Below are 25,924 nucleotides of genomic sequence, written 5' to 3' on the forward strand. Positions count from 1 at the left end.
CGCGACGTCGCGGTGCGCAGTGGAGGGCGGCGTACGGCGGATTCGCGGTAAGGCGCGCGCAAGCCCGCCGGTCGGCTCCGCGCAGGCGCCGTCAGCATGACCGATGGTCAGGGGCGCGGAGACGGGGCGTCAAGAATACGGGCCGAGGCGCCGGTCGGAGCGGCAGCGTTGTGAGCTTCGTGTGGCATCGGCAGGTGGGGCCAGAGCTGTCGATGAGGTGGCCGTGGCCACAGGGGCGCTGACCGAGCCGCCGATGGGCCGTGCGTGAGGCGACGTGGTCGTGACGGCGTGGTCGTGACGGCGTAGTTCTGAAGACGCGGTGGTGGCGACGTAGTCCTGGGGGCGCGGTCGCCGGCGACGTCGTCGTGGCGATGCGGTCGTGGCGATGCGGTCGTGGGGGCCGCGGTCGTGGCGACGTGGACGTGGTCGTGACGACGTGGTCGTGACGGCGTGGTCGTGACGGCGGCTCTGAGGACGCGGCCGTGGGACCTGGTCGTGACGGCGTAGTTCTGAAGACGCGGTCGGGGCGACGTAGTCCTGGGGGCGCGGTCGCCGGCGACGTCGTCGTGGCGATGCGGTCGTGGCGATGCGGTCGTGGGGGCCGTGGTCGTGGCGACGTGGCCGTGACGACGTGGCCGTGCGGACTTGGTTCTGGGGGGGCGCGGTCGTGGCGGCGTGGCCCTGGGGACGTCGTCCGAGGACGTGGGCAGGCGGACCGGGCGAGGGCGTGGGGGCAGCGTGATGCGACCCTCCGACGCGGTGCGGTGATCGGGTGGGATCACCGCACCACTTCGGGGGGATACGGCTCAGAAAGCTTCCACGGCGCGGCGTGCCTCAGGGTCGAGGACGCCCCAGCCGATGAGTTCCTCAGTCAGTTCGGTCGGTGACTTGTCGTAAATCACCGCCAGAGATCGCAGATCCTCCTGCCGGATGGACAGGACCTTTCCGTTGTAGTCGCCTCGCTGGCTTTGGATCGTCGCGGCGTAGCGGGCGAGTGGACCGGCCTTGTCCTTCGGAAGCTGCTGGAGTCGCTCAAGGTCGATCACAAGTTTCGGGGTCGGGCCGAGCGGGCTCGGCGCGGCTCCGCCGGGGAGCAACTCAGAGACGGGCACGCCGTAGAACTCGGCGAGCTCGGACAGCTTCTGAACGGTGACGGCGCGGTCGCCCCGCTCGTACGAACCCACGACGACGGCCTTCCAGCGGCCACGTGATTTCTCCTCCACACCGTGCAGGGACAGGCCCTGCTGGGTGCGGATGGCGCGAAGCCTCGCGCCGAGAGCCTTTGCGTATTCAGACGGCATCGTTGCGGCCCCCAGGCTCACTTTCTCGTCGTCGACGTGACCCGGGAGGGGACCAAGGGGCGTCTGCCCCTGCCTCCACGAGAACGCGTGCGTCATGGGGCGCACTGTCAGCCGGCCGGGGCCGGCTGCCCGAGGGGTCCATCTCCTGGGATGGTTACGGACAGTGACGGTAAAACGGGTACGCCTCCAGGTCAAGCCGATTGGAAAAAAGCGGTCGAATCCGTCATCGCGCGCGGTGCGCGAACCTCGGCCGGCGAAGCGGCGAAAACCCTTGCAGGCCAAGGCTTTCCGTGACTGTCGGGGTCGCCACCGTACCGTCTCTGCCTGGGCAAACGCCATGCCACCGGGTGGCGGTGCGTCGGCAACGGGCTGCTACCGTAAAAAGGCCGATCCTTTAAGGCCCGTCCAGTGAGGCGGGAAAGGAGGTTAGACGGTGAGTGCTGCCTCTGTGCCCCCGCACAGGCCCTCTCCCAATGGTGACATGAGTCACAAATCTGTACTGGAAGCGCCGGACATCCGCCGCGCGCTCACCCGAATCGCCCACGAGATCCTCGAACGCACCAAAGGCGGCGAGGACATCGTTCTCCTCGGAATTCCGACACGAGGCGTGACCCTCGCCGAGCGTCTCGCCCGGCGCATCGAGGAGGTCGAGGGACGCCCGGTCCCGCAGGGCTCCCTCGACGTGACCATGTACCGCGACGATCTCCGCCTGCGGCCGGCCCGCGCCCTAGGACGCACCGAGCTGCCGCCCGAAGGCGTGGACGACCGCGTCGTGGTGCTCATCGACGACGTCCTGTACTCCGGCCGCACCGTGCGTGCGGCCCTCGACGCCCTGAACGACCTCGGCCGCCCGCGCGCGGTCCAGCTCGCCACGCTGGTCGACCGCGGCCACCGTGAGCTCCCCATCCGCGCCGACTACGTCGGCAAGAACCTGCCGACGAGCGCGAAGGAGACCGTGCGGGTGCTGGTCGAGGAGGTGGACGGCCGCGACGCCGTCCTGTTGGAGGCCGGCAAGTGAAACAACACCTGATCTCCGCGGCCGACCTGACGAAGGACGACGCCCTGCTGATCCTCGACACCGCCGAGGAGCTCGCGAGCGTCGCCGACCGGCCCATCAAGAAACTCCCCACGCTCCGCGGCCGTACGGTCGTCAACCTCTTCTTCGAGGACTCCACGAGGACCCGGATCTCCTTCGAGGCGGCGGCCAAGCGCCTGTCCGCGGATGTGATCAACTTCTCCGCGAAGGGGTCGAGCGTGTCCAAGGGCGAGAGCCTGAAGGACACCGCGCTGACACTCGAGGCGATGGGCGCCGACGGCGTCGTGATCCGGCACGGCGCCTCCGGAGCGCCGCACCGCCTCGCCACCTGGGTCCGCGGCAGCGTCGTCAACGCCGGCGACGGCACGCACGAGCACCCCACCCAGGCCCTGCTCGACGCGTACACGATGAGGCGCAGGCTCGGCGACCTCGACGGCCGGCGGATCACGATCGTCGGCGACATCCTCCACAGCCGCGTGGCGCGCTCCAACGTCCTCCTGCTGAACACCCTCGGCGCCGAGGTCACCCTGGTCGCGCCGCCCACGCTGTTCCCGGTCGCGGTCGGCACGTGGCCGTGTGAGATCGCCTACGACTTCGACGCGGTCCTGCCCAAGAGCGACGTCGTCATGATGCTGCGGGTCCAGCAGGAGCGGATGAACGCGGCCTACTTCCCGACCGTGCGGGAGTACAGCAGAAGGTACGGGCTGGACGCCCGGCGCATGGCCGCGCTGCCGGAGCACGCGCTCGTCATGCACCCCGGCCCGATGAACCGCGGGGTCGAGATCGCCGCGGAGGTGGCCGACTCCACGCGCTCGACCATCGTCGAGCAGGTCGCCAACGGCGTGACCGTGCGCATGGCCGTCCTCTACCTCCTCCTGGGCGGCTCCGAGCCCGCGATCGGCAACACCAGAACGGAAGGCGAATGACGTACCTGATCAAGGGCGCCCGCATCCTCGGCGGCGAGGCGCGGGACATCCGCGTGGAAGACGGCGTCATCGCCGAGATCGGCACGGGCCTGGACCCCGAGAACGCCGAGACGGTCGACGCGGACGGCCTCATCGCCCTGCCCGGCCTCGTCGACCTGCACACCCATCTGCGCGAGCCCGGCCGCGAGGACGCCGAGACCGTCGAGTCGGGGACGCGGGCCGCGGCGGCGGGCGGGTTCACCGCCGTGCACGCCATGGCCAACACCGAGCCCGTCGCCGACACGGCCGGCGTGGTCGAACAGGTCTGGCGCCTCGGCCGCGAGGCCGGTCACTGTGACGTCCACCCGGTCGGCGCGGTCACCCGCGGCATCGAGGGCCGTCAGCTCGCCGAGCTCGGCGCCATGGCCGACTCCGCCGCGCACGTACGGGTCTTCTCCGACGACGGCCACTGCGTGGACGACGCGGTCCTGATGCGCCGCGCGCTGGAGTACGTCAAGGCGTTCGACGGCGTCGTCGCCCAGCACGCGCAGGAGCCGCGCCTGACCGAGCACGCGCAGATGAACGAGGGGGAGGTCTCCGGGCGCCTCGGCCTGGCCGGCTGGCCGGCCGTGGCCGAAGAGGCGATCATCTCCCGCGACTGCCTGCTCGCCGCCCACGTCGGCTCCCGCCTGCACGTCTGCCACGTCTCCACGGCCGGTTCGGTGGAGATCATCCGGTGGGCGAAGAGCAAGGGCTGGCAGGTCACCGCCGAGGTGACGCCGCACCACCTGCTGCTCACCGACGAGCTCGCCGAGACCTACGACCCGATCTACAAGGTCAACCCGCCGCTCCGTACGAAGGCCGACGTCGAGGCGCTGCGCGAGGCGCTGGCCGACGGCACGATCGACTGCGTCGCGACCGACCACGCTCCGCACCCGGTCGAGGCCAAGGAGACCGAGTGGGCGCCGGCCGCGATGGGCATGATCGGGCTCGAGACGGCCCTGTCCGTCGCGCAGGCGGCCATGGTCGACACGGGCCTGCTCGACTGGGCCGGCCTGGCCGACCGCATGTCCGTACGCCCGGCGCGCATCGGCCGCCTCGCCGGGCAGGGACACCTGCCCGTTCCGGGAGCGCCGGCCAACCTCACGCTGTACGACCCGGACGTACGCCGGGTGGTCGACCCGGCGGCCTCGGTGTCCAAGAGCCGCAACACGCCGTTCGCCGGGCTCGAGCTGCCCGGCCGCGTCCACGCGACGTTCCTGCGCGGACGTCCGACCGTTCTCGAGGGGAAGGTTGTATGAGGCAGGCACTGCTCGTCCTTGAAGACGGCCGCACCTTTCACGGCACCGCGTACGGAGCCGAGGGCGAGGCGTTCGGCGAGGTGGTCTTCAACACCGGCATGACCGGCTACCAGGAGACCCTCACCGACCCCTCCTACGCCCAGCAGATCGTCGCCATGACCGCCCCGCACATCGGCAACACCGGCGTCAACGACGAGGACCCCGAGTCGGGCCGGATCCAGGTCGCCGGGTACGTCGTGCGCGAGCCCTCGCGCATCACCTCGAGCTGGCGGGCGCAGCGGTCCCTGGAGGACGAGCTGCGCGCGTACGGCGTGGTCGGCATCGCGGTGCAGGGCACCCGGGCGTTGACGCGTCACCTGCGGGAACGCGGCGCCATGCGGGCCGGCATCAGCACCGCGGAGACCGACCCCGACGCGCTCCTGGAGCGGGTCCTGGCCAGCCCCGACATGATCGGCGCCGACCTGGCCCGCGTCGTCTCCACCCCCGAGCCCTACGTCGTACGGCCGGACGGCGACGTACGCCACCGGGTCGCCGCCGTGGACCTGGGGATCAAGACGATGACCCCGCGCCGCATGGCCGAACGCGGCTGCGAGGTGCACGTGCTGCCCGCGACGGCGACCGCCGACGAGATCCTCGCGCTGGAGCCGGACGGCGTCTTCTACAGCAACGGGCCCGGCGACCCGGCCGCGTGCGGCTACGCGGTCGACTCGATGAAGGGCGTGCTGGAGGAGGGCCGGCCGGTGTTCGGCATCTGCCTGGGCAATCAGATGCTCGGGCGCGCCCTCGGCCTGGACACCTACAAGCTGCGGTTCGGCCACCGCGGGGTCAACCAGCCCGTGCAGAATCGCGCCACCGGCCGCGTCCACATCACCAGCCACAACCACGGGTTCGCCGTCGAGGCGCCCCTCGACGGGCCGTTCGAGACCGCGTTCGGCCGCGCCGAGGTCACCCACGTCGACCTGAACGACGGCGTGGTCGAGGGGCTGCGGCTGCTCGACCGTCCCGCGTTCAGCGTCCAGTACCACCCCGAGGCCGCCCCCGGCCCGCACGACGCCACCGGCCTTTTTGAGACCTTCTGCGAGCTGATGAAGAAATGAGCGACGTTTCCAGCCACGAGGCCGACCACGCGGCCGACGCCGGGTCGCACGGCCACATCCCGGTCGATCCCAACGACGCGGTGCTGCGCGCCAAGGCGCCCAGCCCGCGCGCACTCCTCGCCGCCGCCGTCGCGGCACTGCTGACCGTGGCCGTTCTGGCCGCCGCCGCGATCGCGTCCGCGCAGGGGGTCTGATGCCGCGCCGTACCGACATCAAGTCCGTTCTCGTCATCGGCTCCGGCCCGATCGTGATCGGCCAGGCCGCCGAGTTCGACTACTCCGGCACCCAGGCGTGCCGGGTCCTGAAGGCCGAGGGGCTCCGCGTCGCCCTGGTCAACAGCAACCCCGCGACGATCATGACCGACCCGGAGATCGCCGACGCGACGTACGTCGAGCCGATCACGCCCGCGACGGTCGAGCAGGTCATCGCCAAGGAGCGCCCCGACGCGCTGCTGCCCACGCTGGGCGGCCAGACCGCGCTCAACACCGCGATCGCCCTGCACGAGTCCGGCGCCCTGGACAAGTACGGCGTCGAGCTGATCGGCGCGAACGTCGACGCCATCCAGGCGGGGGAGAACCGCGAGCGGTTCAAGCAGATCGTCGCCGACATCGGCGCCGAGTCCGCGCGCAGCGTGATCTGCCACAGCATGGACGACTGCCTCGGCGCCGCCGAGACGCTCGGCTACCCGATGGTGGTGCGGCCCTCGTTCACCATGGGCGGCGCCGGGTCCGGCATGGCCTACGACGAAGAGGATCTGCGCCGCATCGCCGGCGCGGGCCTGGCCGCCAGCCCGACCACCGAGGTGCTCCTGGAGGAGTCCATCCTCGGCTGGAAGGAGTACGAGCTGGAGCTGATGCGCGACAAGCACGACAACGTCGTGGTCGTGTGCTCCATCGAGAACGTCGACCCGATGGGCGTGCACACCGGCGACTCGATCACCGTCGCGCCGGCCATGACGCTCACCGACCGCGAGTACCAGCGGATGCGCGACGTCGGCATCGCCGTGATCCGCGCCGTCGGCGTCGACACCGGCGGCTGCAACATCCAGTTCGCGATCGACCCGCGCACCGGCCGCATGATCGTCATCGAGATGAACCCGCGCGTCTCGCGGTCCAGCGCGCTCGCCTCCAAGGCCACGGGCTTCCCGATCGCCAAGATCGCCGCCCGGCTCGCGGTGGGGTACACCCTGGACGAGATCCGCAACGACATCACCCGCGAGACCCCGGCGAGCTTCGAGCCCAGCCTCGACTACGTCGTGGTGAAGGCGCCGCGGTTCGCGTTCGAGAAGTTCCCTGGCGCGGACGAGACCCTGACGACCCACATGAAGTCGGTCGGGGAGGCCATGGCGATCGGCCGGTCCTTCCCCGAGGCGCTGCAGAAGGCCCTGCGGTCCCTCGAACGCTCCGGTGCGTCGTTCTCCTGGGCCCCGGGGCCGGAGACGCTGCCGGCGGACGAGCGCGCCGCGCTCAAGGCCGACCTGCTCGACCGCGCCTCCCGGCCCCACGACGGCCGCCTGCGCGCCGCGCAGCAGGCGATGCGGGCCGGCGCCACCATCGAGGAGGTGCACGAGGCGACCGCGATCGACCCGTGGTTCCTCGACCAGATCGCCGCGCTGGAGGAGATCGCCGCCGCGCTCACCGGCGAGCAGCTCGACCCCGAGGCGCTCCGCGAGGCGAAGCGGCACGGGTTCTCCGACGCGCAGATCGCCGAGATCCGCGGCGTGTCCGCCGAGCTGATCCGCGGCCTGCGGCACGCCCTCGGCGTCCGGCCGGTCTACCTGACCGTCGACACGTGCGCCGCGGAGTTCGCCGCCGAGACGCCGTACCTGTACTCCACCTACGACGAGGAGACCGAGGTCCCGCCGGGCGAGAAGCCCAAGGTGATCATCCTCGGCAGCGGGCCGAACCGCATCGGCCAGGGCATCGAGTTCGACTACAGCTGCGTGCACGCGTCGTTCACGCTCGCCGAGGCGGGCTATGAGACCGTCATGGTCAACTGCAACCCCGAGACCGTCTCGACCGACTACGACACCTCCGACCGGCTCTACTTCGAGCCGCTCACCCTGGAGGACGTCCTGGAGGTCGTGCACGCCGAGCAGGAGACCGGCGAGGTCGCCGGGGTGATCGTGCAGCTCGGCGGGCAGACGCCACTCGGCCTCGCGCAGAGCCTCAAGGACGCCGGCGTGCCCGTCGTCGGCACCTCGCCCGAGAGCATCCACCTCGCCGAGGAGCGCGGCGCGTTCGGCCGGGTCCTCGAACGCGCCGGGCTGCCCGCGCCCAAGCACGGCACCGCCACGACGTACGAGGAGGCCGTGGAGATCGCCGGCGAGATCGGCTACCCGGTCCTCGTACGGCCCTCCTACGTCCTCGGCGGGCGCGGCATGGAGATCGTCTACGACGAGGACACGCTGCGGTCCTACATCGACCGGGCCACGGGCGGCGGCGGGCAGTGGAGCCCCGAGCACCCCGTGCTGGTGGACCGGTTCCTCGACGACGCGATCGAGATCGACGTCGACGCGCTCTACGACGGCACCGAGCTGTACCTCGGCGGCGTCATGGAGCACATCGAGGAGGCCGGCATCCACTCCGGCGACTCCGCCTGCGCGCTGCCGCCGATCACGCTCGGCCACGAGGACATCTCCCGCATCCGGTCCTCCACCGAGGCCCTCGCCCGGGAGATCGGCGTCCGCGGCCTGATGAACGTGCAGTACGCCCTCGCCGCCGGCGTCCTCTACGTCCTGGAGGCCAACCCCCGCGCCTCCCGTACGGTGCCGTTCGTCTCCAAGGCGACCGCGGTGCCGCTCGCCAAGGCCGCCGCGCGCGTCATGCTGGGCACGCCGATCGCCCGGCTGCGCGCCGAGGGGCTGCTGCCCGCGACCGGCGACGGGGGAGACCTGCCCCTCGACGCGCCCATCGCGGTCAAGGAGGCGGTGCTGCCCTTCGACCGGTTCCGCACCCCTGAGGGGCGCGGCGTCGATACGATCCTCGGCCCGGAGATGCGTTCGACGGGAGAGGTCATGGGGATCGACGCCGACTTCGGCGCGGCGTTCGCCAAGTCGCAGGCGGCGGCGTACGGCTCGCTGCCGACCAAGGGACGCGCCTTCGTCTCCGTGGCCAACCGGGACAAACGAGCCATGATCTTCCCGGTCAAACGCCTCGCTGACCTAGGTTTTGAGATTCTCGCAACCGAGGGCACCGCCGAAGTCCTGCGGCGCAACGGCGTCCATGCCAAGATCGTTCGCAAGCACAGCGCCGGACCCGGGCCCGACGGCGAGCCGACGATCGTACGGCGCGTCCTCGACGGCGAGGTCGACCTCATCGTCAACACCCCGTTCGGCAGCCCGGGGCAGTCCGGTCCGCGGCTCGACGGATACGAGATCCGCACCGCGGCGGTGCTTCGCCGCGTCCCGTGCCTCACCACGGTGCAGGCGCTCGGCGCGGCGGTCCAGGGCATCGAGGCGATCACGGCCGGCAGCGTCGGCGTGCGGTCGCTGCAGGAGCACGCGGAGCATCTCAGGGGGAGCCGTTGAGCGGAGGAGGCGAGTGACGGACTCGTCGCCGGTGCAGGTGCCGGGAACCGTGCTCACCACGCGGCGGATCGGGGCGTACCAGACGATGACCCTCGTCGCCCCGGGCGTCGCCGAGCGCTTCCGGCCCGGCCAGTTCGTCGCCCTCGCGGTCGGCGGTGAACAGTCCAGCATGCTGCTGCGGCGCTGCTTCGCCGTCCGCGAGGTCAAACCGGACTTCGGCGGCACCGTCGAGATCGTCTTCTCGGTCCGCGGCAAGGGCACGCAGTGGCTCGCCGGGCTGCGCCCGCGCGACATCGTGGATGTCGCCGGGCCGCTCGGCCGGCCGTTCCCGCTGCCGCGCCACCCGGTGACCTGCGTGCTGGTGGGCGTCGCGCACGCCAGCGCGGCGCTGTTCCCGCTCGCCGCCGTGCTGCGCCAGCGCGACTGCCCGCTGCACTTCCTCCTCGGCGGAGGCACGGCGGACGACGTGCACGGCGCGCGCGGCGCCCGCCGCGCCGGCGACTCCGTCGCGGTGGCCACGGGGGACGGTTCGCTCGGTTCGGCGGGCACGGTCGAGGACCTCCTCGCCGGCGCCATCGAGGGCGCCCAGGCGGAGGTCGTGTACGCCTGCGGGCCGCTGGACACGCTGCGGTCGGTCAGCCGCACCTGCGCGGGATACGGCATCCCGGCCCAGGTCGCGGTCGAGGAGCCGATGGCGTGCGGCACCGGGGTCTGCATGGCCTGCGTGCTGCCGGTGATCGGCGACGACGGCGCCACCCACATGGTCCGTACCTGCGTCGAGGGCCCGGTGTTCCGCGGCGAACGGGTGCGCTGGGACGACGTCGGCACCATCCCGTTCGACGCACTGGGCGCCCCGCGCGCCCTGCGGCTGGGAGAACGCCCATGAGCCGCACGCCGGGGGAGTGGTCATGAGCGAACGGAGTGAGCGCATCGGCGCCGCGGTGCGTCTGGTCTCTCCCGACGAAGGAGGGCCCTTGAGCGAACGGAGTGAGCGAATCGGCAACGCGGTGCGTCTGGTCTCTCTCCCGACGAAGGAGGGCCCTTGAGCGTGGATCTGCGGACCGGGCTCGGTCCGGTCTCGCTGCCGAACCCGATCATGACCGCGTCCGGCTGCGGCGGCACCGGGCGTGAGCTGGGCCGCTTCTTCGACGTCGCCAAGCTCGGCGCGATCGTCACACCGTCGATCACGCCCGAGCCGCGCGCCGGGCGCCCCGCGCCCCGGCTCGCCGAGACGCCGAGCGGCGTGCTCAACTCCACCGGGTTGCAGGGGCCGGGGATCGACGCCTTCCTGGCACGCGATCTGCCGTGGCTCGACGAGCAGGGCGCCCGCACGATCGTCTCGATCGCCGGCAACAGCGTCGAGGAGTACGCCGAGGTCGCCGGGCGTCTCACCACCGCGCCGGGCGTGACCGCGGTCGAGATCAACACCTCGTGTCCCAACGTTGAGGACCGCGGCCTGATGTTCGCCGCCCACCCGACGGCCGCCGCCGAGGTCGTGCGCGCCGTGCGCGCCAACACACGCCGGGGCGTGCCCGTGTTCGCCAAGCTGTCGGCGGACGTCACCGACGTGGTCGGCGTCGCGATGGCCTGCGCGGACGCCGGCGCCGACGGCCTGTCGATGATCAACACGCTGCACGGCATGGCCGTGGACACGTGGTCCTTCCGCCCGCGGCTGGCCGGGATCACCGGCGGGCTGTCCGGCCCGGCCATCCGGCCCGTCGCGGTCCGCTGCGTCTACCAGGTGCACGCGGCGCTGCCCGAGGTCCCGATCATCGGCATCGGCGGCGTGCGCACCGGAACCGACGTGCTGGAGCTCATCCTGGCGGGAGCGTCGGCGGTCGCGGTCGGCACGGCGAACCTTCATGATCCGTCCGCATGCGTACGGATCCTTCGCGAACTGGACACCGCGCTGCGGGAACGCGGCATCACCGAACTGACCGACGCGGTGGGGCTGGCCCACAAGCCGGCGGGCACGCTGATCCGGCGCATCGACCCCAACGTCGGCGTCGGTGAGCCGACGGAACAGGAGAGTCTGCAGTGAACCTCGCCCCCATCGCCGTCGCCCTGGACGCGCCGGACCTCGAGACGGCCGCCCGCTGGGCGACGCTGGTGACACCTCACGTCAGCACGGTCAAGGTCGGGCTGGAGCTGTACCTGCGGTACGGGCCGGACGTGGTGGCCAGCGTCCGCGGCGCCACCGGCGTCCAGGTCTTCCTCGACCTGAAGCTGCACGACATCCCCGCCACGGTGGCCGGGGCGGCGCGTGCGGTGTCACGCCTCAAGCCGGCGTACCTCACCGTCCACGCGGTCGGCGGCGCCTCGATGATCCGCGCGGCCGCCGAGGCCGCGCCGAACACCAAGATCGCCGCTGTGACCGTTCTCACATCCCTGGCGGAGGACGACCTGACGAGCATCGGCCTCGCCGGACCGGCGCTGGACGCCGTCCGCCGCCTGTCGGCGCTCGCGGTCGAGGCCGGCGCGCAGGCGCTCGTGTGCTCCCCGATGGAGGCGGCCGCGGTGCGCGCGGAGGTGGGCCCGGAGGTGACGTTGATCACGCCGGGCGTCCGCCCGCGCGGAGCCGCGACCCAGGACCAGGCCCGCGTGGCGACGCCCGAGGAGGCCCTCGCCTCGGGCGCGGACCTGCTCGTGATCGGCCGCCCCATCACCGCGGCCCCGGACCCGGGCGCCGCCGCCGCGGGCATCGCCGCCGCCCTCCGCCGTACGAGCGGCAGCGTCTGACGATCCACCTCATTCGACCTCATTCGCCGCGACGGCACATGGGCGCCGCCGCGGCCAGCGCCGTCGTGCGTCACGCCGGAACGCGTACAGGCCGTCTGACCGCCGGGGACGGCGGCACCTGATGAACTCTGTGGGGCGACGGGGGTTCGCGAGGCTCGGGCGCTCTCAGGCGCGAAAACGCGGCCCTCGCCGGGCTTGAGGGCCTGGCAAAACGGGGAACGGCCTGCTGGAACGTGCCAATTCGCCGGGAAAACCCGGAATCGTCCTCGCCTCGGTACGGCGTCGGGCGGCGAGGGCTCGGCCGGTCCGCTCGACGGGTTCGGCCGTGCGAACGCGCCGCGGCTCGGCGGTGCCCACCGAGAGTTGCCGTCGGGTGACAGAAGGCGTCAACCCGTTATGACAGCGAGGGTGGCGGGCGCGGCGGGATCGGCCGCCGCGAGCCCGGTCGCGGACCGCCGCGCCGGCGGGGTGTCGCGGCGTGCCGCCGCGTGTCGCGGAGCGGTGTGAGCCGCCGCACGAGGGCCGTCAGGGGACCCCGGAGGGCGACTTGTGGGGGTTCGGGGGTTAGATGGCGGAGGGTGACCGTCCCGAAGGAGGTGTTCGGCGGCGAAACGTGTCCCGCAGAGTGTCATCCGCCGCCGTTTCGTCTTGACTGAGCCGTTTGCCCCTCGCAAGAAACGCCAGGCCGTCGTACGGTTCGGGGTGAAGCAACCCCCCCGATTGGGTACTCTGCGTGTTCAGGACAGCTCATAGAGTGACATCTGCAATTTAATGACGGGCTAAACGGGCTTTCACGTTGCTTTATGGGCCCTGAACTCGCTAGGTTCCCAAGCCGTCCGACTCAATCGAGTGGAAACACGAGGTGACCCGGCGTGGCGCTTCCGCCCCTAACCCCTGAACAGCGCGCCGCAGCCCTGGAGAAGGCTGCCAAGGCCCGCAAAGAGCGTGCCGAGGTCAAAGACCGCCTGAAGCACGGGGGAACCTCCCTTGCCGAGGTTCTGAAAGATGGTCAGGCCGACGACGTAATCGGAAAGATGAAGGTGTCGGCACTACTGGAATCCCTGCCTGGCGTCGGAAAGGTCCGCGCTAAGCAGATCATGGAGCGGCTCGGTATCGCCGAGTCCCGCCGCGTGCGGGGTCTTGGCGCCAACCAGCGCGCCGCTCTGGAGCGTGAGTTCGGCGGCGGTGGAAATCGCTGATCGACTTGCGCCGGACGGGCGCGGCGGCTCGGCCGCCGCGGCCGATTCCGCTGCGCCCGCGGCGGGCGGCTCCATCCCGTCCAGGCGCCTGACGGTCCTTTCCGGGCCGTCCGGCGTCGGCAAGAGCACGGTCGTCGCCGAGATCCGGCGTGCCCACCCCGAGGTGTGGCTGTCGGTCTCGGTGACCACCCGTGCGCCGCGGCCCGGTGAAATCCACGGCGTGCATTACTTCTTCGCCGACGACGCCGAGTTCGATCGGCTCGTCGACGAAGGAGAACTGCTCGAGTGGGCCGAGTTCGCGGGGAATCGTTACGGTACGCCGCGGCGTGCGGTGCTGGAGCACCTCGCCGCCGGCGTGCCGGCACTGCTCGAGATCGACCTGCAGGGCGCCCGCCAGGTGCGCGCGTCCATGCGGGAGGCGCGACTCGTCTTCCTGGCGCCCCCGTCCTGGGAGGAGCTCGTGCGCCGCCTCGTCGGCCGTGGCACCGAGGCGCCCGAGGTGATCGAACGCCGGCTGGCCGCCGCCCGCGAGGAGCTCGCCGCCGAGCCCGAGTTCGACGTCACCCTGGTGAACACTTCGGTCAAGGACGTCTGCGCTGAGCTGATATCCTTGCTGGCTGTCCACCCATCTGACGACTGAGAGGCGCGGGAGTGGCTTCTAACGCCCCCGGCGGTGCCGACGGCATCACCAATCCGCCCATCGACGATCTGCTGAAGATCGTTGACAGCAAATACAGCCTTGTGATCATGGGGGCCAAGCGTGCCCGCCAGATCAACGCCTACTACGCGCAGCTCGGCGAGGGCCTGCTCGAGTACGTCGGTCCCCTCGTGGAGACCCAGGTCCAGGAGAAGCCGCTGTCCATCGCGCTGCGCGAGGTCCGCGAGGGCCTGCTCAACTCCGAGGCCATCGAAGGGCCGTAAGTGATCGTGACCGGCCGCACCGCGGGACGTGGCGATGACGTCCGCGGTTGAGGGGCCGCGCGTTCTGCTCGGCGTCGGCGGCGGCATCGCCGCGTACAAGGTCTGCGAACTTCTGCGGAGGCTGACCGAGTCGGGGCACCGGGTCCGGGTGATCCCGACGCGTGACGCGCTGCGCTTCGTCGGCGAGCCGACGTGGGCGGCGCTGTCCGGCGAACCGGTCACCACCGAGGTCTGGTCCGGCGTCGAAGAGGTTCCGCACGTACGCCTCGGGCAGGGCGCCGACCTCGTGTTCGTCGCGCCGGCAACGGCCGACCTGCTGGCCAAGGCGGCGCACGGCATCGCCGACGACCTGCTCACCAACACGCTCCTCACGGCGCGTTGCCCGGTCGTGTTCGCTCCGGCGATGCACACCGAGATGTGGGAGCACCCGGCCACCCAGGCCAACGTCGCGACGCTGCGCCACCGGGGCAACATCGTGATCGAGCCCGCGGCCGGCCGGCTCACCGGCGCCGACTCGGGCAAGGGCCGCCTGCCCGACCCCGACGCGCTCTTCGACGCCGCGCGCCGGGTGCTGGCCCGCGGCGACCTGGACACCGCACGCGACCTGGCCGGCCGCCACGTCGTCGTCTCCGCGGGCGGCACGCGCGAGCCCATCGACCCGGTGCGGTTCATCGGCAACCGCTCGTCGGGCATGCAGGGGTACGCCCTGGCCCGTACGGCCCTGGCGCGCGGCGCGCGGGTCACCCTCGTCGCCGCCAACGTCGCCCTGCCCGACCCGGCCGGCGCCGAGGTCGTCCGCACCGGGTCCACGCGGGAGATGCGCGACGCGGTCCTGAAGGCCGCGGCCGACGCCGACGCGGTGGTCATGGCGGCGGCGGTGGCCGACTTCCGTCCGGCCGGCTACGAGGACGTGAAGATCAAGAAGACGCCGGGTGCCGAGCCGGCGCCGATCCGCCTCGTGGAGAACCCCGACATCCTGGCCGAGCTCGTACGCGAGGCGCGCGACGGCGACCAGGTGATCGTCGGGTTCGCCGCCGAGACCCACGACGTCCTGGAGAACGGACGCCGCAAGCTCGCCCGCAAGGGCTGTGACCTGCTGGTGGTCAACCAGGTGGGGGAGCACCTGGCGTTCGGCCGTCCGGACAACGCCGCGGTCATCCTCTCCGCCGACGGTGCGGCCGTCGACGTGCCGCGCGGATCGAAGGAGACATTGGCCGACGTGGTTTGGGACCTGGTCGCCGCACGCATGATCTGAGGAGGCCGAGACGCCCCACCGAGACTCAAGCCGGTCTCGGTAGACTTCGCCACCGACAAACGCAAGTCCGTTTTCTGCTTACGTCAGTCAGCAGCCGCTGCAAGGAGTACAGCACGTGTCCCGTCGCCTGTTCACCTCAGAATCCGTGACCGAGGGTCACCCGGACAAGATCGCGGACCAGATCAGCGATGCGATTCTCGACGCGATGCTGAAGGACGATGCCAAGAGCCGCGTCGCCGTCGAGACCATGATCACTACCGGCCAGGTTCACGTCGCGGGTGAGGTCACCACCGAGACGTACGTGGACATCCCCGGTGTCATCCGGGAGAAGATCCTGGACATCGGGTACGACTCCTCCAGCAAGGGCTTTGACGGGCGTTCGTGCGGCGTGTCCGTGTCGATCGGCGCCCAGTCGCCCGACATCGCCCAGGGCGTCGACGACGCGTACGAGACCCGCGAGGGCGAGGGCACGGACGACCTCGACCGCCAGGGCGCCGGCGACCAGGGCCTGATGTTCGGCTACGCCTGCCGGGAGACCCCCGAGCTGATGCCGCTGCCGATCACCCTCGCCCACCGGCTCGCCGCGCGGCTGTCCGCGGTGCGTAACAACGGTGTGGTGCCATATCTGCGTCCCGACGGTAAGACTCAGGTCACCATCGAGTACGACGGCGACCGCCCGGTCCGCCTCGACACCGTCGTCGTCTCCTCCCAGCACGCCCCGGACATCAGCCTGAGCGACCTGCTGACGCCGGACGTCAAGGAGCACGTGGTCGACCCGGTCGTCGCCGACCTCGACCTCGACACCGAGGGCTACCGCCTGCTGGTCAACCCGACCGGCCGCTTCGAGATCGGCGGCCCCATGGGCGACGCCGGCCTCACCGGCCGCAAGATCATCATCGACACCTACGGCGGCATGGCCCGCCACGGCGGCGGCGCCTTCTCCGGCAAGGACCCCTCCAAGGTGGACCGCTCCGCGGCGTACGCCATGCGCTGGGTGGCCAAGAACGTCGTCGCCTCGGGCCTGGCGGACCGCTGCGAGGCCCAGGTCGCGTACGCCATCGGCAAGGCGCACCCGGTCGGCCTGTTCGTCGAGACCTTCGGCACCGAGAAGCTCCCGGTCGAGAAGATCCAGGAGGCCGTGCTCGCGGTCTTCGACCTGCGCCCCGCCGCGATCATCCGCGACCTCGACCTGCTCCGCCCGATCTACTCCCAGACGGCGGCGTACGGCCACTTCGGCCGCGAGGAGCCGGACTTCGCCTGGGAGACCACGCACCGCGCCGACGCGCTGCGCGAGGCCGCCGGCCTCTGATCGCCCGCGACGGGGCTTTATCCGGCCACGAGGGCGGTCCCGGCATGTGCCGGGGCCGCCCTTCCGCGTGCTTGGACGCGTGTCCGGGCGGGCACAGTCGGTAGTGGCGATGGGGCGGGAGGAGGAGGTGCCCGGTGCGTGAGCCGGAGGTCTTCCCGTACGACGACCAGGCGTTCGTCGCGGATCCGTTCCCCTTCTACAAGCGGCTGCGCCGAGAGGGGCCCGTACGCCGCGTGGCGACCGTACGCGGCATCGAGGCGTGGCTGGTCACCCGGTACGAGGACGGAACGGCCGCGCTGTCGGACCCGCGCTTCAGCAGCGACCTGCGGGACGCGACCGACAGCCGCATGCTGGACCTGCTGCCCTCCGCCGAGCGCGAGTCGTTCCTGCGGAGCATGATCAGAGTCGGGCCGCCCGACCACACTCGGCTGCGCCGCCTCGTCTCCAAGGCCTTCACCGCCCGCCGCGTCGCCGCGCTGCGGCCGCGCGTCCAGGAGATCACCGACGGCCTGATCGACGCCGTCCTGCCCGCGGGCCGCGCCGACCTGGTCGCCGACGTGGCCCTGCCCCTCCCGGTCACCGTCATCTGCGAACTGCTCGGCGTGCCGGTCACCGACCGCGAGGGCTTCCAGGAGTGGACCGACGCCATCCTCACGCAGGAGCGCTTCGACCGGGACGCGGTGGACGACGCGTGGCGGAAGATGTGGGCGTACCTCGAAGGGCTGATCGCGGACAAGCGGGGTCACCCCGGCGACGACCTGCTGAGCGCGCTGATCACCGCGCGCGACGACGAGGGGCGCCTGGAGGAGGACGAACTGGTCGCCATGGCCTTCCTCCTGCTGGTCGCCGGATACATCACCACGGTCAACCTCATCGCCGGCGGCACGGCGACACTGCTGGCCCATCCGCAGCAGCTCAAGCTCGTGCGCGACGACCCGGGGCTGCTGCCCGGGGCGGTGGAGGAGCTCCTGCGCTACGACGGGCCGGTCAACCCCGGGGTGATCCGGTTCCCGACGGAGGACGTCGAGATCGGCGGCGTACGGATCCCGAGGGGCGACACGGTCATGATCGCCACGGCGATCGCCGACCGCGACCCGGAGCACTTCACCGACCCGGACCGGCTCGACGTCACCCGCACGGAGAACACGCACCTGGCGTTCGGACACGGCGCCCACTACTGCCTCGGCGCACCGCTCGCCCGGCTGGAGGGCGAGATCGCCATCGGCACGATCCTGCGGCGCCTGCCCGACCTGACCCTGGCGGTACCGTTCGACGAACTCCGCTGGCACGTCGCGAGCCTGCGCGGTCCAAAGGCCGTGCCGGTGACGTTCACCCCGTCCTGACCGCCGCCCACCGCCCGAGCACCGCCCGCGCGGCCAGTGCGGTCGCCGCCGAGGGAGGGGCAGCCGAGCCGGCCACCCGCCCATCGCCCGATTGTCACCAATGTGACGGCCGAGTACAGCTAGCGCGGTGACCACGAACCTCCGCCGTGTCGGTGAGCCCTCAGCTTGTGTGGGGGGGCACCCTGACCTGGGCCTGGCGTGGTGAGGGGGCCCCTCACAGGCGGGTGTCCGGCGGCACCGCCGCGGACTGTTGGTGGCACGTCGCGAGCCTGCGCGGCTCAAAGGCCGTGCCGGTGACGTTCACCCCGTCCTGACCGCCGCCCACCGCCCGAGCACCGCCGGCGCGGCGAGTGCGCTCACCGCCGAGAGAGGGGCAGCCGAGCCGGCGACCGGAGCCAGCGCGGTGACCACGAACCTCCGCCGTGTCGGTGAGCCCTCAGCTTGTGTGGGGGGCACCCTGACCTGGGCCTGGCGTGGTGAGGGGGCCCCTCACAGGCGGGTGTCCGGCGGCACCGTTCGACGAACTCCGCTGGGACGTCGCGAGCCTGCGCGGCCCGAAGGCCGTGCCGGTGACGTTCACCCCGTCCTGACCGCCTTCGGACCGCCCGAGCACCGCCCGCGCGGCCAGTGCGCTCACCGCCGAGAGAGGGGCAGCCGAGCCGGCCACCCGCCCATCACCCGACTGTCACCAATGTGACGGCCGAGGTACAGCTAGCGCGGTGACCACGAACCTCCGCCGTGTCGGCGAGCCCTCAGCTCGTGTGGGGGGCACCCTGACCTGGGCCTGGCGTGGTGAGGGGGACCCTCACAGGCGGGCGTTCGGCGCGGCACCGCCGCGGACTGTCGGTGGTGGGTGACATGCTGAGGGCCGCTCATACGGAGGAGGCCGGCCTGTGGTCACGATCGACGACATCCGTGGCCTGACGTCCACCCTGCCGCGCTCGGAGGAGCATCTCATCCGCGACCGGGTGAAGTTTCGCGTCGGCAAGATCGTCTACGTTGCGCTCTCCCGGGACGAGACCACGATGGGCTGTGCCTTCCCGAAGGAGGAGCGGGAGGCGATGGTCGCCGCCGAGCCGGAGAAGTTCCTGATGCCCCGGGTGTCGGACCAGCGCTTCCACTGGATCGAGGTCCGCCTGGAGGCCATCTCGGTGGAGGAGATGCACGAGCTCGTCCTGGACGCCTGGCGCCGCGTCGTACCCAAACGCGTGGCGGCCGAGCACGCCCTGAGGGCGGTTCGCGAGGGCGCCGAGAACGGCTTGTGAGGGGATGCCTGGGGACGGGTCCGTGAGGGGGCTGGCGTCTGGGGGCGGTCCGTGAGGGACGCCGAGGGCGGTCTGTGAGGAGGGTGCCTGGCGGCGGTCTGCGAGGGATGCTTGAGGGCGGTCCGCGAGGGATGCTTGAGGGCGGTCCGCGAGGACGCTGAGGACGGTCTGCGATGGGGCGCGTCTGAGGGCGGTCCGTGAGGGGGCTGGCGTCTGGGGGCGGTCCGTGAGGGACGCCGAGGACGGTCTGCGAGGGGCGCCTGGGGGCGGTCCGCGAAGGGCGCCTTAGGGCGGTTTGCGAGGGCGTCTGACGGCTCGGTGGAGTGGCACGGCCACGTTGCCGCGACGGCGGTGGTCCAAGGACAGCGTTGAGATGGACGGGCACTGGCCAGGTGCCCTGTGGTTCCGGCGTGATCTGCCGGTCGCCCTCATCACGGCGACAGGAGACGGATCTCTTGGCCAGCGGTGGCTGGCCTCGCACGCCCGTGTGGGCGGCGAGGAGTCGCTAGCCTCACGGCGAGGATCGACCGCATCGGGAGAGCGCGCGGGGCCTTCGGCGGTTCACGGCCGGCGGTCGGTCTTCGGTGTTCGGTCGTGGTCGCCGGTCGGGGGTGGTCGCGGGTGGCCTGGCCGTTCTCTTCCGGTGCGCGCGGTCGTGGGCGGCGAGGCTCGGCTGCGGTCGTGCGTTCGGAGTGGGGAGGTCTGGTAGGACGGAGAGGTGACCGACGGCGTGGACATGGGCGTGCTTCCCGGGATGGGCGACCTCCCGGAGTCCGCGGCGCCCGCGCCGGCCGGCGAAGGCGCGGGGGACCGTGGCCCCGGGCGGGGCAGGCGCGCCGTCAGGCAGAACAGCACCCCCAAGAAGAACAGCACCGCCAAGAAGAACACGCGCAGGCCCGCCGAGACGCTGCCGGTCGCGAGGGTGGCGGTGGACGTGCCGCTCCCGCACCTGGATCGCCCCTTCGACTATCTGGTCCCTTCGGCGCTGGACGACGCGGCCGTCCCCGGATGCCGCGTACGGGTCCGGTTCGCGGGCCAGCTCATGGACGGCTTCCTGCTCGAACGCGTCGACAGGAGCGACCACGACGGCCGCCTCGCGTACCTGGAGCGCGTCACCTCCCCGGAGCCGGTCCTGGCCCCGGAGATCGCCGCGCTCGCCCGGGAGATCGCCGACCGCTACGCGGGCACCCTCGCCGACGTGCTGCGGCTCGCCATCCCGCCCCGCCACGCCCGCGTCGAGAACGAGAACGTGCCCACCCCCGGACCGGCGGCCGACGCCGGTCCGGCGGAGCCCACGGCAACGGTCGAGACCGGTCCGGCGGAGCCCGCCCCGGTGGACGAGGCCCAGGCCGGCCCGGCACCGGACACCGCCGTCTTCCCGAGCCCGGCACCCAGAGAACGACACAACGCCTCGGCAGATGGTGCCGGCGGTACCGATGAGTCCTCTGCCGGCGATGAGGCCGCCGGCGATGATGGCGTTCCGGTCGGTCCTGGTGAGATCGCAGGCGGAGGAGACCGTGAGGGATCTGAGCGGGGCGTCCCCGAGAGGGGCGATGACGCGTCGGCCGATGAGAGTGACGCTTCGGACGATGGCGACAGGTCAGTCGGTGTGACGGCGGCGGACGCCGTTACGGTTACGGCCCCCGGCATGGCGGTGGGCCCTGACGCGGTGGCGGGCTCCGGCAGGGCGGTGGATTCCGGTGCGGCGGTGGGTTCTGGCGCGGTGGCGGATCCCGGTACGGCGGTGGGTTCTGGCGCGGTGGCGGATTCCGGTGCGGCGGTGGGTTCTGGCGCGGTGGCGGGTTCTGGCGCGGTGGCGGACCCCAGTACGGCGGCGGGCTCGGGCAGAGCGGCGAGTTCCGGCGCGGTGGCGGGTTCTGGCGCGGTGGCGGGTTCTGGCGCGGTGGCGGACCCCAGTACGGCGGCGGGCTCGGGCAGAGCGGCGAGTTCCGGCGCGGTGGCGGGTTCTGGCGCGGTGGCGGACCCCAGTACGGCGGCGGGCTCCGGCAGAGCGGCGAGTTCCGGCGCGGTGGCGGATCCCAATGCGGCGGCGGATTCCGGCACGGTGGCGGAGCCCGGCGCGGTGGCGGGCTCTGAAATGGCGGCCGGGTCCGGCGCCGGGGCCGTACACGGTGAGAGTGGAGGGGGCCCGGGGGCTGGGGTGGCCGCTCCTGGCATCACGCCTCCCGCGGTCGGGTCGTGGGGGGCTTATCCCGCGGGGGCGTCGTTCCTCGAGGCGCTCACGGCGGGGCGGGCGCCGCGGGCCGTCTGGAGTGCGCTGCCCGGTGGTGACTGGACCGCGGAGGTCGCGCTCGCGGTGCGGGCCACGCTCGCGGGTGGGCGGGGGGCGCTTGTGATCGTCGCCGACGGGAGGGACGTGGCGCGGGTCGATCGCGCGCTGCGCCGTGAGCTCGGCGACGGCCGTCATGTGGCGCTCACCGCCGAGCTCGGGCCCGCCGAGCGCTACCGTCGCTGGCTCGCCGTACGCCGCGGAAGGGCGGCGGCGGTCGTCGGCACGCGGGCCGCGATGTTCGCGCCCGTCCGCGATCTCGGGCTCGTCGTGCTCTGGGACGACGGCGACGACGTGCACGCCGAGCCGCACGCGCCCTACCCGCACGCTCGTGAGGTGCTCGCGCTCCGCGCGCACCGGGCCGGGGCCGGGGCGCTCATCGGCGGGTTCACCCGCACGACCGACGCCACGCAGCTCGTACGGGCCGGCTGGGCCCGGCCGCTCGTGCCCGACCGGGAGCGGCTGCGCGCCTCCATGGCCTACGTGCGGCCCGCCGGGGACGACGCCGACCTGGCCCGCGACGAGGCCGCCCGCAGCGCGCGCCTGCCGCACATGGCGTTCCGCGCCGCGCGGCAGGGCCTCGAACACGGGCCCGTCCTCGTGCAGGTGCCGCGGCGCGGCTACGTTCCCGCGCTCGCCTGTTCGCGCTGCCGGGGGCCGGCGCGCTGTCCCGAGTGTGAGGGCCCGCTGTCGCTGCGCTCCTCGCACGCCGCCCCGTACTGCCGCTGGTGCGGCCGGATCGCCGGTGCCTGGCGCTGCCCCGAGTGCGGCGGCCGCCAGGTGCGGGCCGTGGTCGTCGGCGCCCGGCGCACCGCCGAGGAACTCGGCCGCGCGTTCCCCGGCGTGCCCGTGCGCACGTCCGGCCGCGACGGCGTGCTCGCCGAGGTCTCCGGCGAACCCGCGCTGGTGGTCGCGACGCCCGGCGCCGAGCCGGTGGCCGAGGGCGGGTACGCCGCCGCGCTGCTGCTCGACGGCTGGGTGCTCCTCGGCCGCGCCGACCTGCGCGCCGGGGAAGAGGCGCTGCGCCGCTGGATGAACGCCGCCGCCCTCGTACGCCCGCGGGGCCCCGTCATCGTGCTCGCGGACGGGTCGCTGACGCCGGTGCAGGCCCTGATCCGCTGGGACGCCGTCACGTACGCCGAACGGGAGCTGGACGAGCGCCGGGAGCTCGGGTTCCCGCCCGCCGTGCGGATGGCCTCGCTCACCGGCACGCCGCAGTCCGTACGCGAGATGGTCGAGGCCGCCGGGCTGCCGGACGACGCCCAGGTGCTCGGGCCGGTCGAGCTGGGGGAGGGCCGGGAACGCGCGCTGGTGCGGGTCGACCGCGGCCGGGGCGCCGTCCTGTCCCGGCTCCTCAAGACCGCGCAGGCCGCGCGCAGCACGCGCAAGGCCGCCGACGTCGTCCGCGTCCGGGTCGACCCGCTCGAGCTGATCTGAACCGTAGACTGGTCCTGCCCAACTACGAGACGTGAACGGAGCCGTTCGTGGCCGTCAAGCCCATCCGCCTCTTCGGCGACCCGGTGCTGCGTACACCGGCCGAGCCGGTGAAGGACTTCGACAAGGAGCTGCGCACGCTCGTCAAGGACCTGTCCGACACCATGCTCGAGGCACCCGGCGTCGGCCTGGCCGCGCCGCAGCTCGGCGTGGGCCTGCGGGTGTTCACCTACTACGTTGACGAGCAGCTCGGCCACCTCGTCAACCCCAGCCTCCAGCTGACCGAGGAGCAGGAGGAGGGCGACGAGGGCTGCCTCTCGCTGCCCGGCCTGGTCTTCCCGACCAACCGCGCGATCGGCGTCGTGGCCAAGGGCTTCAACATGTACGGGGAGCCGGTCGTCCTCGAGGGCACCCACCTGCTGGCCCGCTGCGTGCAGCACGAGACCGACCACCTCGACGGCGTGATCTTCATCGACCGGCTCGACCCCGACCAGCGCAAGGCCGCGATGAAGGCGATCCGCGAGGCCGAGTGGTTCGGCGACGAAGCACCGGTGATCAAGGACTCCCCGCACCCGACGTTCGGCAAGGCGCTCTAGTGCGGCTCGTGTTCGCCGGCACGCCGGAGACCGCCGTACCCGCGCTCGACGCCCTGCTCAAGTCCCGGCACGAGGTCGTCGCGGTCATCACGCGGCCCGACGCCCCCGCCGGGCGCGGGCGCAGGCTGACGCCGAGCCCGGTCGCGCGGCACGCCGCCGAGGCGGGCGTCGAGGTGCTCAAGCCCGCCAAGGTCAAAGATCCGGAGTTCCTCGACCGGCTGCGCGCCATCGCCCCCGACTGCTGCCCGGTCGTGGCCTACGGCGCCCTGATCCCGCGCGTGGCGCTGGACATCCCCCGGCACGGGTGGATCAACCTGCACTTCTCGCTGCTGCCCGCCTGGCGCGGTGCCGCTCCCGTGCAGCGGGCCGTGCTGCACGGCGACGACATCACCGGCGCCGCGACCTTCCAGATCGAGGAGGATCTCGACACCGGGCCGGTGTACGGCGTGGTGACCGAACCCATCCTGGCGACCGACACCAGCGGCGACCTGCTCGCGCGGCTCGCCGAGACCGGAGCGCAGCTCCTGGTCGCGACCATGGACGGCGTCGAGGAGGGCGAGCTGGAGCCCCGGCCGCAGCCCGCCGACGGCGTCTCGTACGCGCCCAAGCTCACGCCCGATGACGCCCACGTCGACTGGACGCTGCCCGCCCAGCACGTCGACCGGCGCGTCCGCGCCTGCACGCCCGCGCCCGGTGCCTGGACCACGTTCCGCGGCGACCGGCTCAAGCTCGGCCCCGTACGCCCGGCGCCGGACGCCGCGCCGCTGGCCCCGGGCGAGCTGCGCGCGACCAAGGCCGAGGTCCTCGCCGGCACCGGCTCTCACCCGGTCGTCCTCGGCGACGTCCAGCCGCAGGGCAAGCAGCGCATGCCGGCCACCGCCTGGGCCCGCGGCGTGCGCCCGGCCGAAGGCGACGCCCTGATCTGATGCCGCAGCGATCCACCGGCTCCCGGCGAGGCAAGGGACAGGACAGGCCGGGCAAGGGACAGGGCCGGCCGGCCCCCCGGCGACCTCGCGACCAGGTCCGCCGCACCGCGTTCGACGTCCTGCAGGCCGTCGACGAACGCGACGCCTACGCCAACCTCCTTCTGCCCTCCCTGCTGCGCGAACGCCACCTGTCCGGGCGCGACGCCGCGCTCGCGACCGAGCTGACGTACGGCACGCTGCGCGGGCGCGGCACGTACGACGCCGTCCTCGGCATGTGCAGCGACCGTCCCGTGGCCAAGATCGACCGGCCGCTGCTCAACGTCCTGCGGCTCGGCACGCACCAGCTCCTCGGCACCCGCATCCCGCCGCACGCCGCCGTCGGCACCGCCGTCGACCTCGCCCGTTCGGTGGCCGGCCCGGGGCAGGCGAAGTTCGCCAACGCCGTGCTGCGCAAGGTGTCCGCCCGTGACCTGGACGCGTGGCTCGCCATCGTCGCGCCCGACGACGAGACCGGCCGGCTGTCGGTCGTGCACAGCCATCCGCGCTGGATCGTCAACGCCCTGCGCGATGCGGCCGGAGCCGGTGAGATCGAGGCGCTGCTGGCGGCCGACAACGAACGCCCGCGCGTCACCCTGGTGGCCCGGCCCGGTCGCGCGACCGTCGCCGAGCTGGGCGGCGACCCCGCCGCCTACTCCCCGTACGCCGCGTACCTGGCCGAGGGCGACCCGGCGGCGGTACCCGCCGTCGCCGAGGGACGCGCCGCCGTGCAGGACGAGGCGAGCCAGCTCGTCGCCCTCGCCCTCACCCGCGTCGAGCTCGACGGCCCCGACGCGCACTGGCTCGACCTGTGCGCCGGGCCGGGCGGCAAGGCCGCGCTGCTGTCGGGGCTCGCCGCCGAGCGCGGCGCGCACCTGCTGGCCTGCGACCTTCAGCCGCACCGGGCCCGTTTGGTGCGCCGCGCCGCCGACCCGGCCGCGGCCGTCGCCGTCGTGGACGGCACCCGGCCCGCCTGGCGCCCGGGCTCCTTCGACCGGGTCCTCGCCGACGTGCCCTGCACCGGTCTCGGCGCGCTGCGCCGCCGTCCGGAGGCCCGCTGGCGGCGCGGCCCGGAGTCGGTGGCCGAACTGGGCCCGCTGCAGCGGCGGCTCCTCGCCTCGGCCCTGGAGGCGGTACGCCCCGGCGGGGTGGTCGCGTACGTCACCTGCTCACCGCACGTCGCCGAGACCCGCGTGGTGGTCGACGACGTGCTGCGCGGCCGCGACGACGTCGAGCGCCTGGACTCCCCGTCGTACCTGGACGACGTCCCGGACCTGGGGAAGGGCCCGTACGCGCAGTTCTGGCCGCACCGGCACGGCACCGACGCGATGTTCCTGGCCCTGCTCCGGCGCCGGGCGTAGCGCCCGTCCTCGGAAACGCCCTCGTCCGGCCCGCACCGCCACGAGCCTGCTCGCCTGCGCCCCGGCCCGGTGGCCGTGCCG

At 72.7% G+C, this 25,924-nt stretch carries 20 protein-coding genes and 2 pseudogenes; 21 read left to right on the plus strand and 1 reads right to left on the minus strand.

Translation table 11 applies throughout. From position 1 onward, the window contains the following. Positions 1–806 precede the first annotated feature (806 nt). Complete coding sequence (gene bldD, locus OG417_RS19785; RefSeq protein ID WP_141961424.1) at positions 807–1,301, minus strand: transcriptional regulator BldD; 495 nt, start codon at positions 1,299–1,301, stop codon at positions 807–809. A gap of 481 nt (positions 1,302–1,782) precedes the next feature. Between bldD and pyrR the strand changes: the two genes are divergently transcribed. From pyrR to OG417_RS19885, 21 genes and pseudogenes are all read left to right on the plus strand, one after another. Continuing rightward, entirely contained in the window at positions 1,783–2,319 is a 537-nt protein-coding gene (pyrR, locus tag OG417_RS19790; RefSeq protein ID WP_285566747.1) for a bifunctional pyr operon transcriptional regulator/uracil phosphoribosyltransferase PyrR, read from the plus strand. Then, on the plus strand, positions 2,316–3,263 hold the full coding sequence (locus OG417_RS19795) for an aspartate carbamoyltransferase catalytic subunit (protein ID WP_329257976.1): 948 nt from the start codon (positions 2,316–2,318) through the stop codon (positions 3,261–3,263). The genes pyrR and OG417_RS19795 overlap by 4 nt, the downstream gene beginning before the upstream one ends. Continuing rightward, on the plus strand, positions 3,260–4,543 hold the full coding sequence (locus OG417_RS19800) for a dihydroorotase (protein WP_329257979.1): 1,284 nt from the start codon (positions 3,260–3,262) through the stop codon (positions 4,541–4,543). Before OG417_RS19795 ends, OG417_RS19800 begins: the two co-directional genes overlap by 4 nt. Continuing rightward, positions 4,540–5,640 carry a glutamine-hydrolyzing carbamoyl-phosphate synthase small subunit gene (carA, locus tag OG417_RS19805; RefSeq protein ID WP_329257981.1) on the plus strand — a complete coding sequence of 367 codons (1,101 nt, stop codon included), beginning with the start codon at positions 4,540–4,542 and terminating at the stop codon, positions 5,638–5,640. Before OG417_RS19800 ends, carA begins: the two co-directional genes overlap by 4 nt. Continuing rightward, entirely contained in the window at positions 5,637–5,834 is a 198-nt protein-coding gene (locus OG417_RS19810; protein ID WP_329257983.1) for a hypothetical protein, read from the plus strand. Before carA ends, OG417_RS19810 begins: the two co-directional genes overlap by 4 nt. After that, a complete protein-coding gene (gene carB, locus OG417_RS19815; RefSeq protein WP_329257987.1) occupies positions 5,834–9,169 on the plus strand; it encodes a carbamoyl-phosphate synthase large subunit in 3,336 nt (1,111 codons plus the stop codon). Before OG417_RS19810 ends, carB begins: the two co-directional genes overlap by 1 nt. Positions 9,170–9,182: 13 nt before the next feature. Then, positions 9,183–10,055: a dihydroorotate dehydrogenase electron transfer subunit gene (locus OG417_RS19820; RefSeq protein WP_329257990.1), complete on the plus strand. Its 873-nt coding sequence runs from the start codon at positions 9,183–9,185 to the stop codon at positions 10,053–10,055. A 156-nt stretch (positions 10,056–10,211) separates the two neighbouring features. Beyond that, entirely contained in the window at positions 10,212–11,210 is a 999-nt protein-coding gene (locus OG417_RS19825; RefSeq protein WP_329257993.1) for a dihydroorotate dehydrogenase, read from the plus strand. After that, on the plus strand, positions 11,207–11,908 hold the full coding sequence (gene pyrF / locus OG417_RS19830; RefSeq protein ID WP_329257995.1) for an orotidine-5'-phosphate decarboxylase: 702 nt from the start codon (positions 11,207–11,209) through the stop codon (positions 11,906–11,908). The genes OG417_RS19825 and pyrF overlap by 4 nt, the downstream gene beginning before the upstream one ends. An 872-nt stretch (positions 11,909–12,780) precedes the next feature. Next, positions 12,781–13,107 carry an integration host factor, actinobacterial type gene (gene mihF, locus OG417_RS19835; RefSeq protein ID WP_252782942.1) on the plus strand — a complete coding sequence of 109 codons (327 nt, stop codon included), beginning with the start codon at positions 12,781–12,783 and terminating at the stop codon, positions 13,105–13,107. Positions 13,108–13,180: 73 nt separating this feature from the next. After that, positions 13,181–13,747, plus strand: a complete 567-nt coding sequence (gene gmk / locus OG417_RS19840) for a guanylate kinase (protein ID WP_329262402.1) — start codon at positions 13,181–13,183, stop codon at positions 13,745–13,747. Between the two features lie 11 nt (positions 13,748–13,758). After that, complete coding sequence (gene rpoZ / locus OG417_RS19845) at positions 13,759–14,028, plus strand: DNA-directed RNA polymerase subunit omega (protein WP_285566731.1); 270 nt, start codon at positions 13,759–13,761, stop codon at positions 14,026–14,028. 34 nt (positions 14,029–14,062) lie between these two features. Beyond that, a complete protein-coding gene (coaBC, locus tag OG417_RS19850; RefSeq protein ID WP_329257998.1) occupies positions 14,063–15,283 on the plus strand; it encodes a bifunctional phosphopantothenoylcysteine decarboxylase/phosphopantothenate--cysteine ligase CoaBC in 1,221 nt (406 codons plus the stop codon). Between the two features lie 115 nt (positions 15,284–15,398). After that, complete coding sequence (metK, locus tag OG417_RS19855) at positions 15,399–16,592, plus strand: methionine adenosyltransferase (protein ID WP_329258002.1); 1,194 nt, start codon at positions 15,399–15,401, stop codon at positions 16,590–16,592. A 134-nt stretch (positions 16,593–16,726) separates the two neighbouring features. Further along, complete coding sequence (locus tag OG417_RS19860) at positions 16,727–17,935, plus strand: cytochrome P450 family protein (RefSeq protein ID WP_329258004.1); 1,209 nt, start codon at positions 16,727–16,729, stop codon at positions 17,933–17,935. A gap of 893 nt (positions 17,936–18,828) precedes the next feature. Beyond that, on the plus strand, positions 18,829–19,200 hold the full coding sequence (locus OG417_RS19865) for an MmcQ/YjbR family DNA-binding protein (RefSeq protein WP_329258007.1): 372 nt from the start codon (positions 18,829–18,831) through the stop codon (positions 19,198–19,200). Positions 19,201–19,954: 754 nt separating this feature from the next. Continuing rightward, a pseudogene (locus tag OG417_RS54350) lies at positions 19,955–20,359 on the plus strand (hypothetical protein); the annotation flags it as partial. Between the two features lie 1,023 nt (positions 20,360–21,382). After that, positions 21,383–22,927 (plus strand): annotated as a pseudogene (locus OG417_RS54355) (primosomal protein N'); the annotation flags it as partial. 47 nt (positions 22,928–22,974) lie between these two features. Next, complete coding sequence (def, locus tag OG417_RS19875; RefSeq protein WP_329258012.1) at positions 22,975–23,520, plus strand: peptide deformylase; 546 nt, start codon at positions 22,975–22,977, stop codon at positions 23,518–23,520. Continuing rightward, positions 23,520–24,446, plus strand: coding sequence for a methionyl-tRNA formyltransferase (gene fmt / locus OG417_RS19880; protein ID WP_329258015.1), 927 nt, complete (start codon positions 23,520–23,522; stop codon positions 24,444–24,446). The genes def and fmt overlap by 1 nt, the downstream gene beginning before the upstream one ends. After that, on the plus strand, positions 24,446–25,843 hold the full coding sequence (locus OG417_RS19885) for an RsmB/NOP family class I SAM-dependent RNA methyltransferase (RefSeq protein ID WP_329258018.1): 1,398 nt from the start codon (positions 24,446–24,448) through the stop codon (positions 25,841–25,843). The genes fmt and OG417_RS19885 overlap by 1 nt, the downstream gene beginning before the upstream one ends. Positions 25,844–25,924 lie beyond the last annotated feature (81 nt).

Source organism: Actinoallomurus sp. NBC_01490, assembly GCF_036227085.1.
Lineage (GTDB): Bacteria > Actinomycetota > Actinomycetes > Streptosporangiales > Streptosporangiaceae > Actinoallomurus > Actinoallomurus oryzae.

Excerpts from the sequence above, each read along its gene's own strand:
- bldD (WP_141961424.1), bottom strand. The coding sequence starts at position 1,301 with ATGCCGTCTGAATACGCAAAGGCTCTCGGCGCGAGGCTTCGCGCCATC.
- pyrR (WP_285566747.1), top strand. The coding sequence starts at position 1,783 with ATGAGTCACAAATCTGTACTGGAAGCGCCGGACATCCGCCGCGCGCTC.
- OG417_RS19800 (WP_329257979.1), top strand. The coding sequence starts at position 3,260 with ATGACGTACCTGATCAAGGGCGCCCGCATCCTCGGCGGCGAGGCGCGG.
- carA (WP_329257981.1), top strand. The coding sequence starts at position 4,540 with ATGAGGCAGGCACTGCTCGTCCTTGAAGACGGCCGCACCTTTCACGGC.
- OG417_RS19810 (WP_329257983.1), top strand. The coding sequence starts at position 5,637 with ATGAGCGACGTTTCCAGCCACGAGGCCGACCACGCGGCCGACGCCGGG.
- carB (WP_329257987.1), top strand. The coding sequence starts at position 5,834 with ATGCCGCGCCGTACCGACATCAAGTCCGTTCTCGTCATCGGCTCCGGC.
- coaBC (WP_329257998.1), top strand. The coding sequence starts at position 14,063 with ATGACGTCCGCGGTTGAGGGGCCGCGCGTTCTGCTCGGCGTCGGCGGC.
- OG417_RS19885 (WP_329258018.1), top strand. The coding sequence starts at position 24,446 with ATGCCGCAGCGATCCACCGGCTCCCGGCGAGGCAAGGGACAGGACAGG.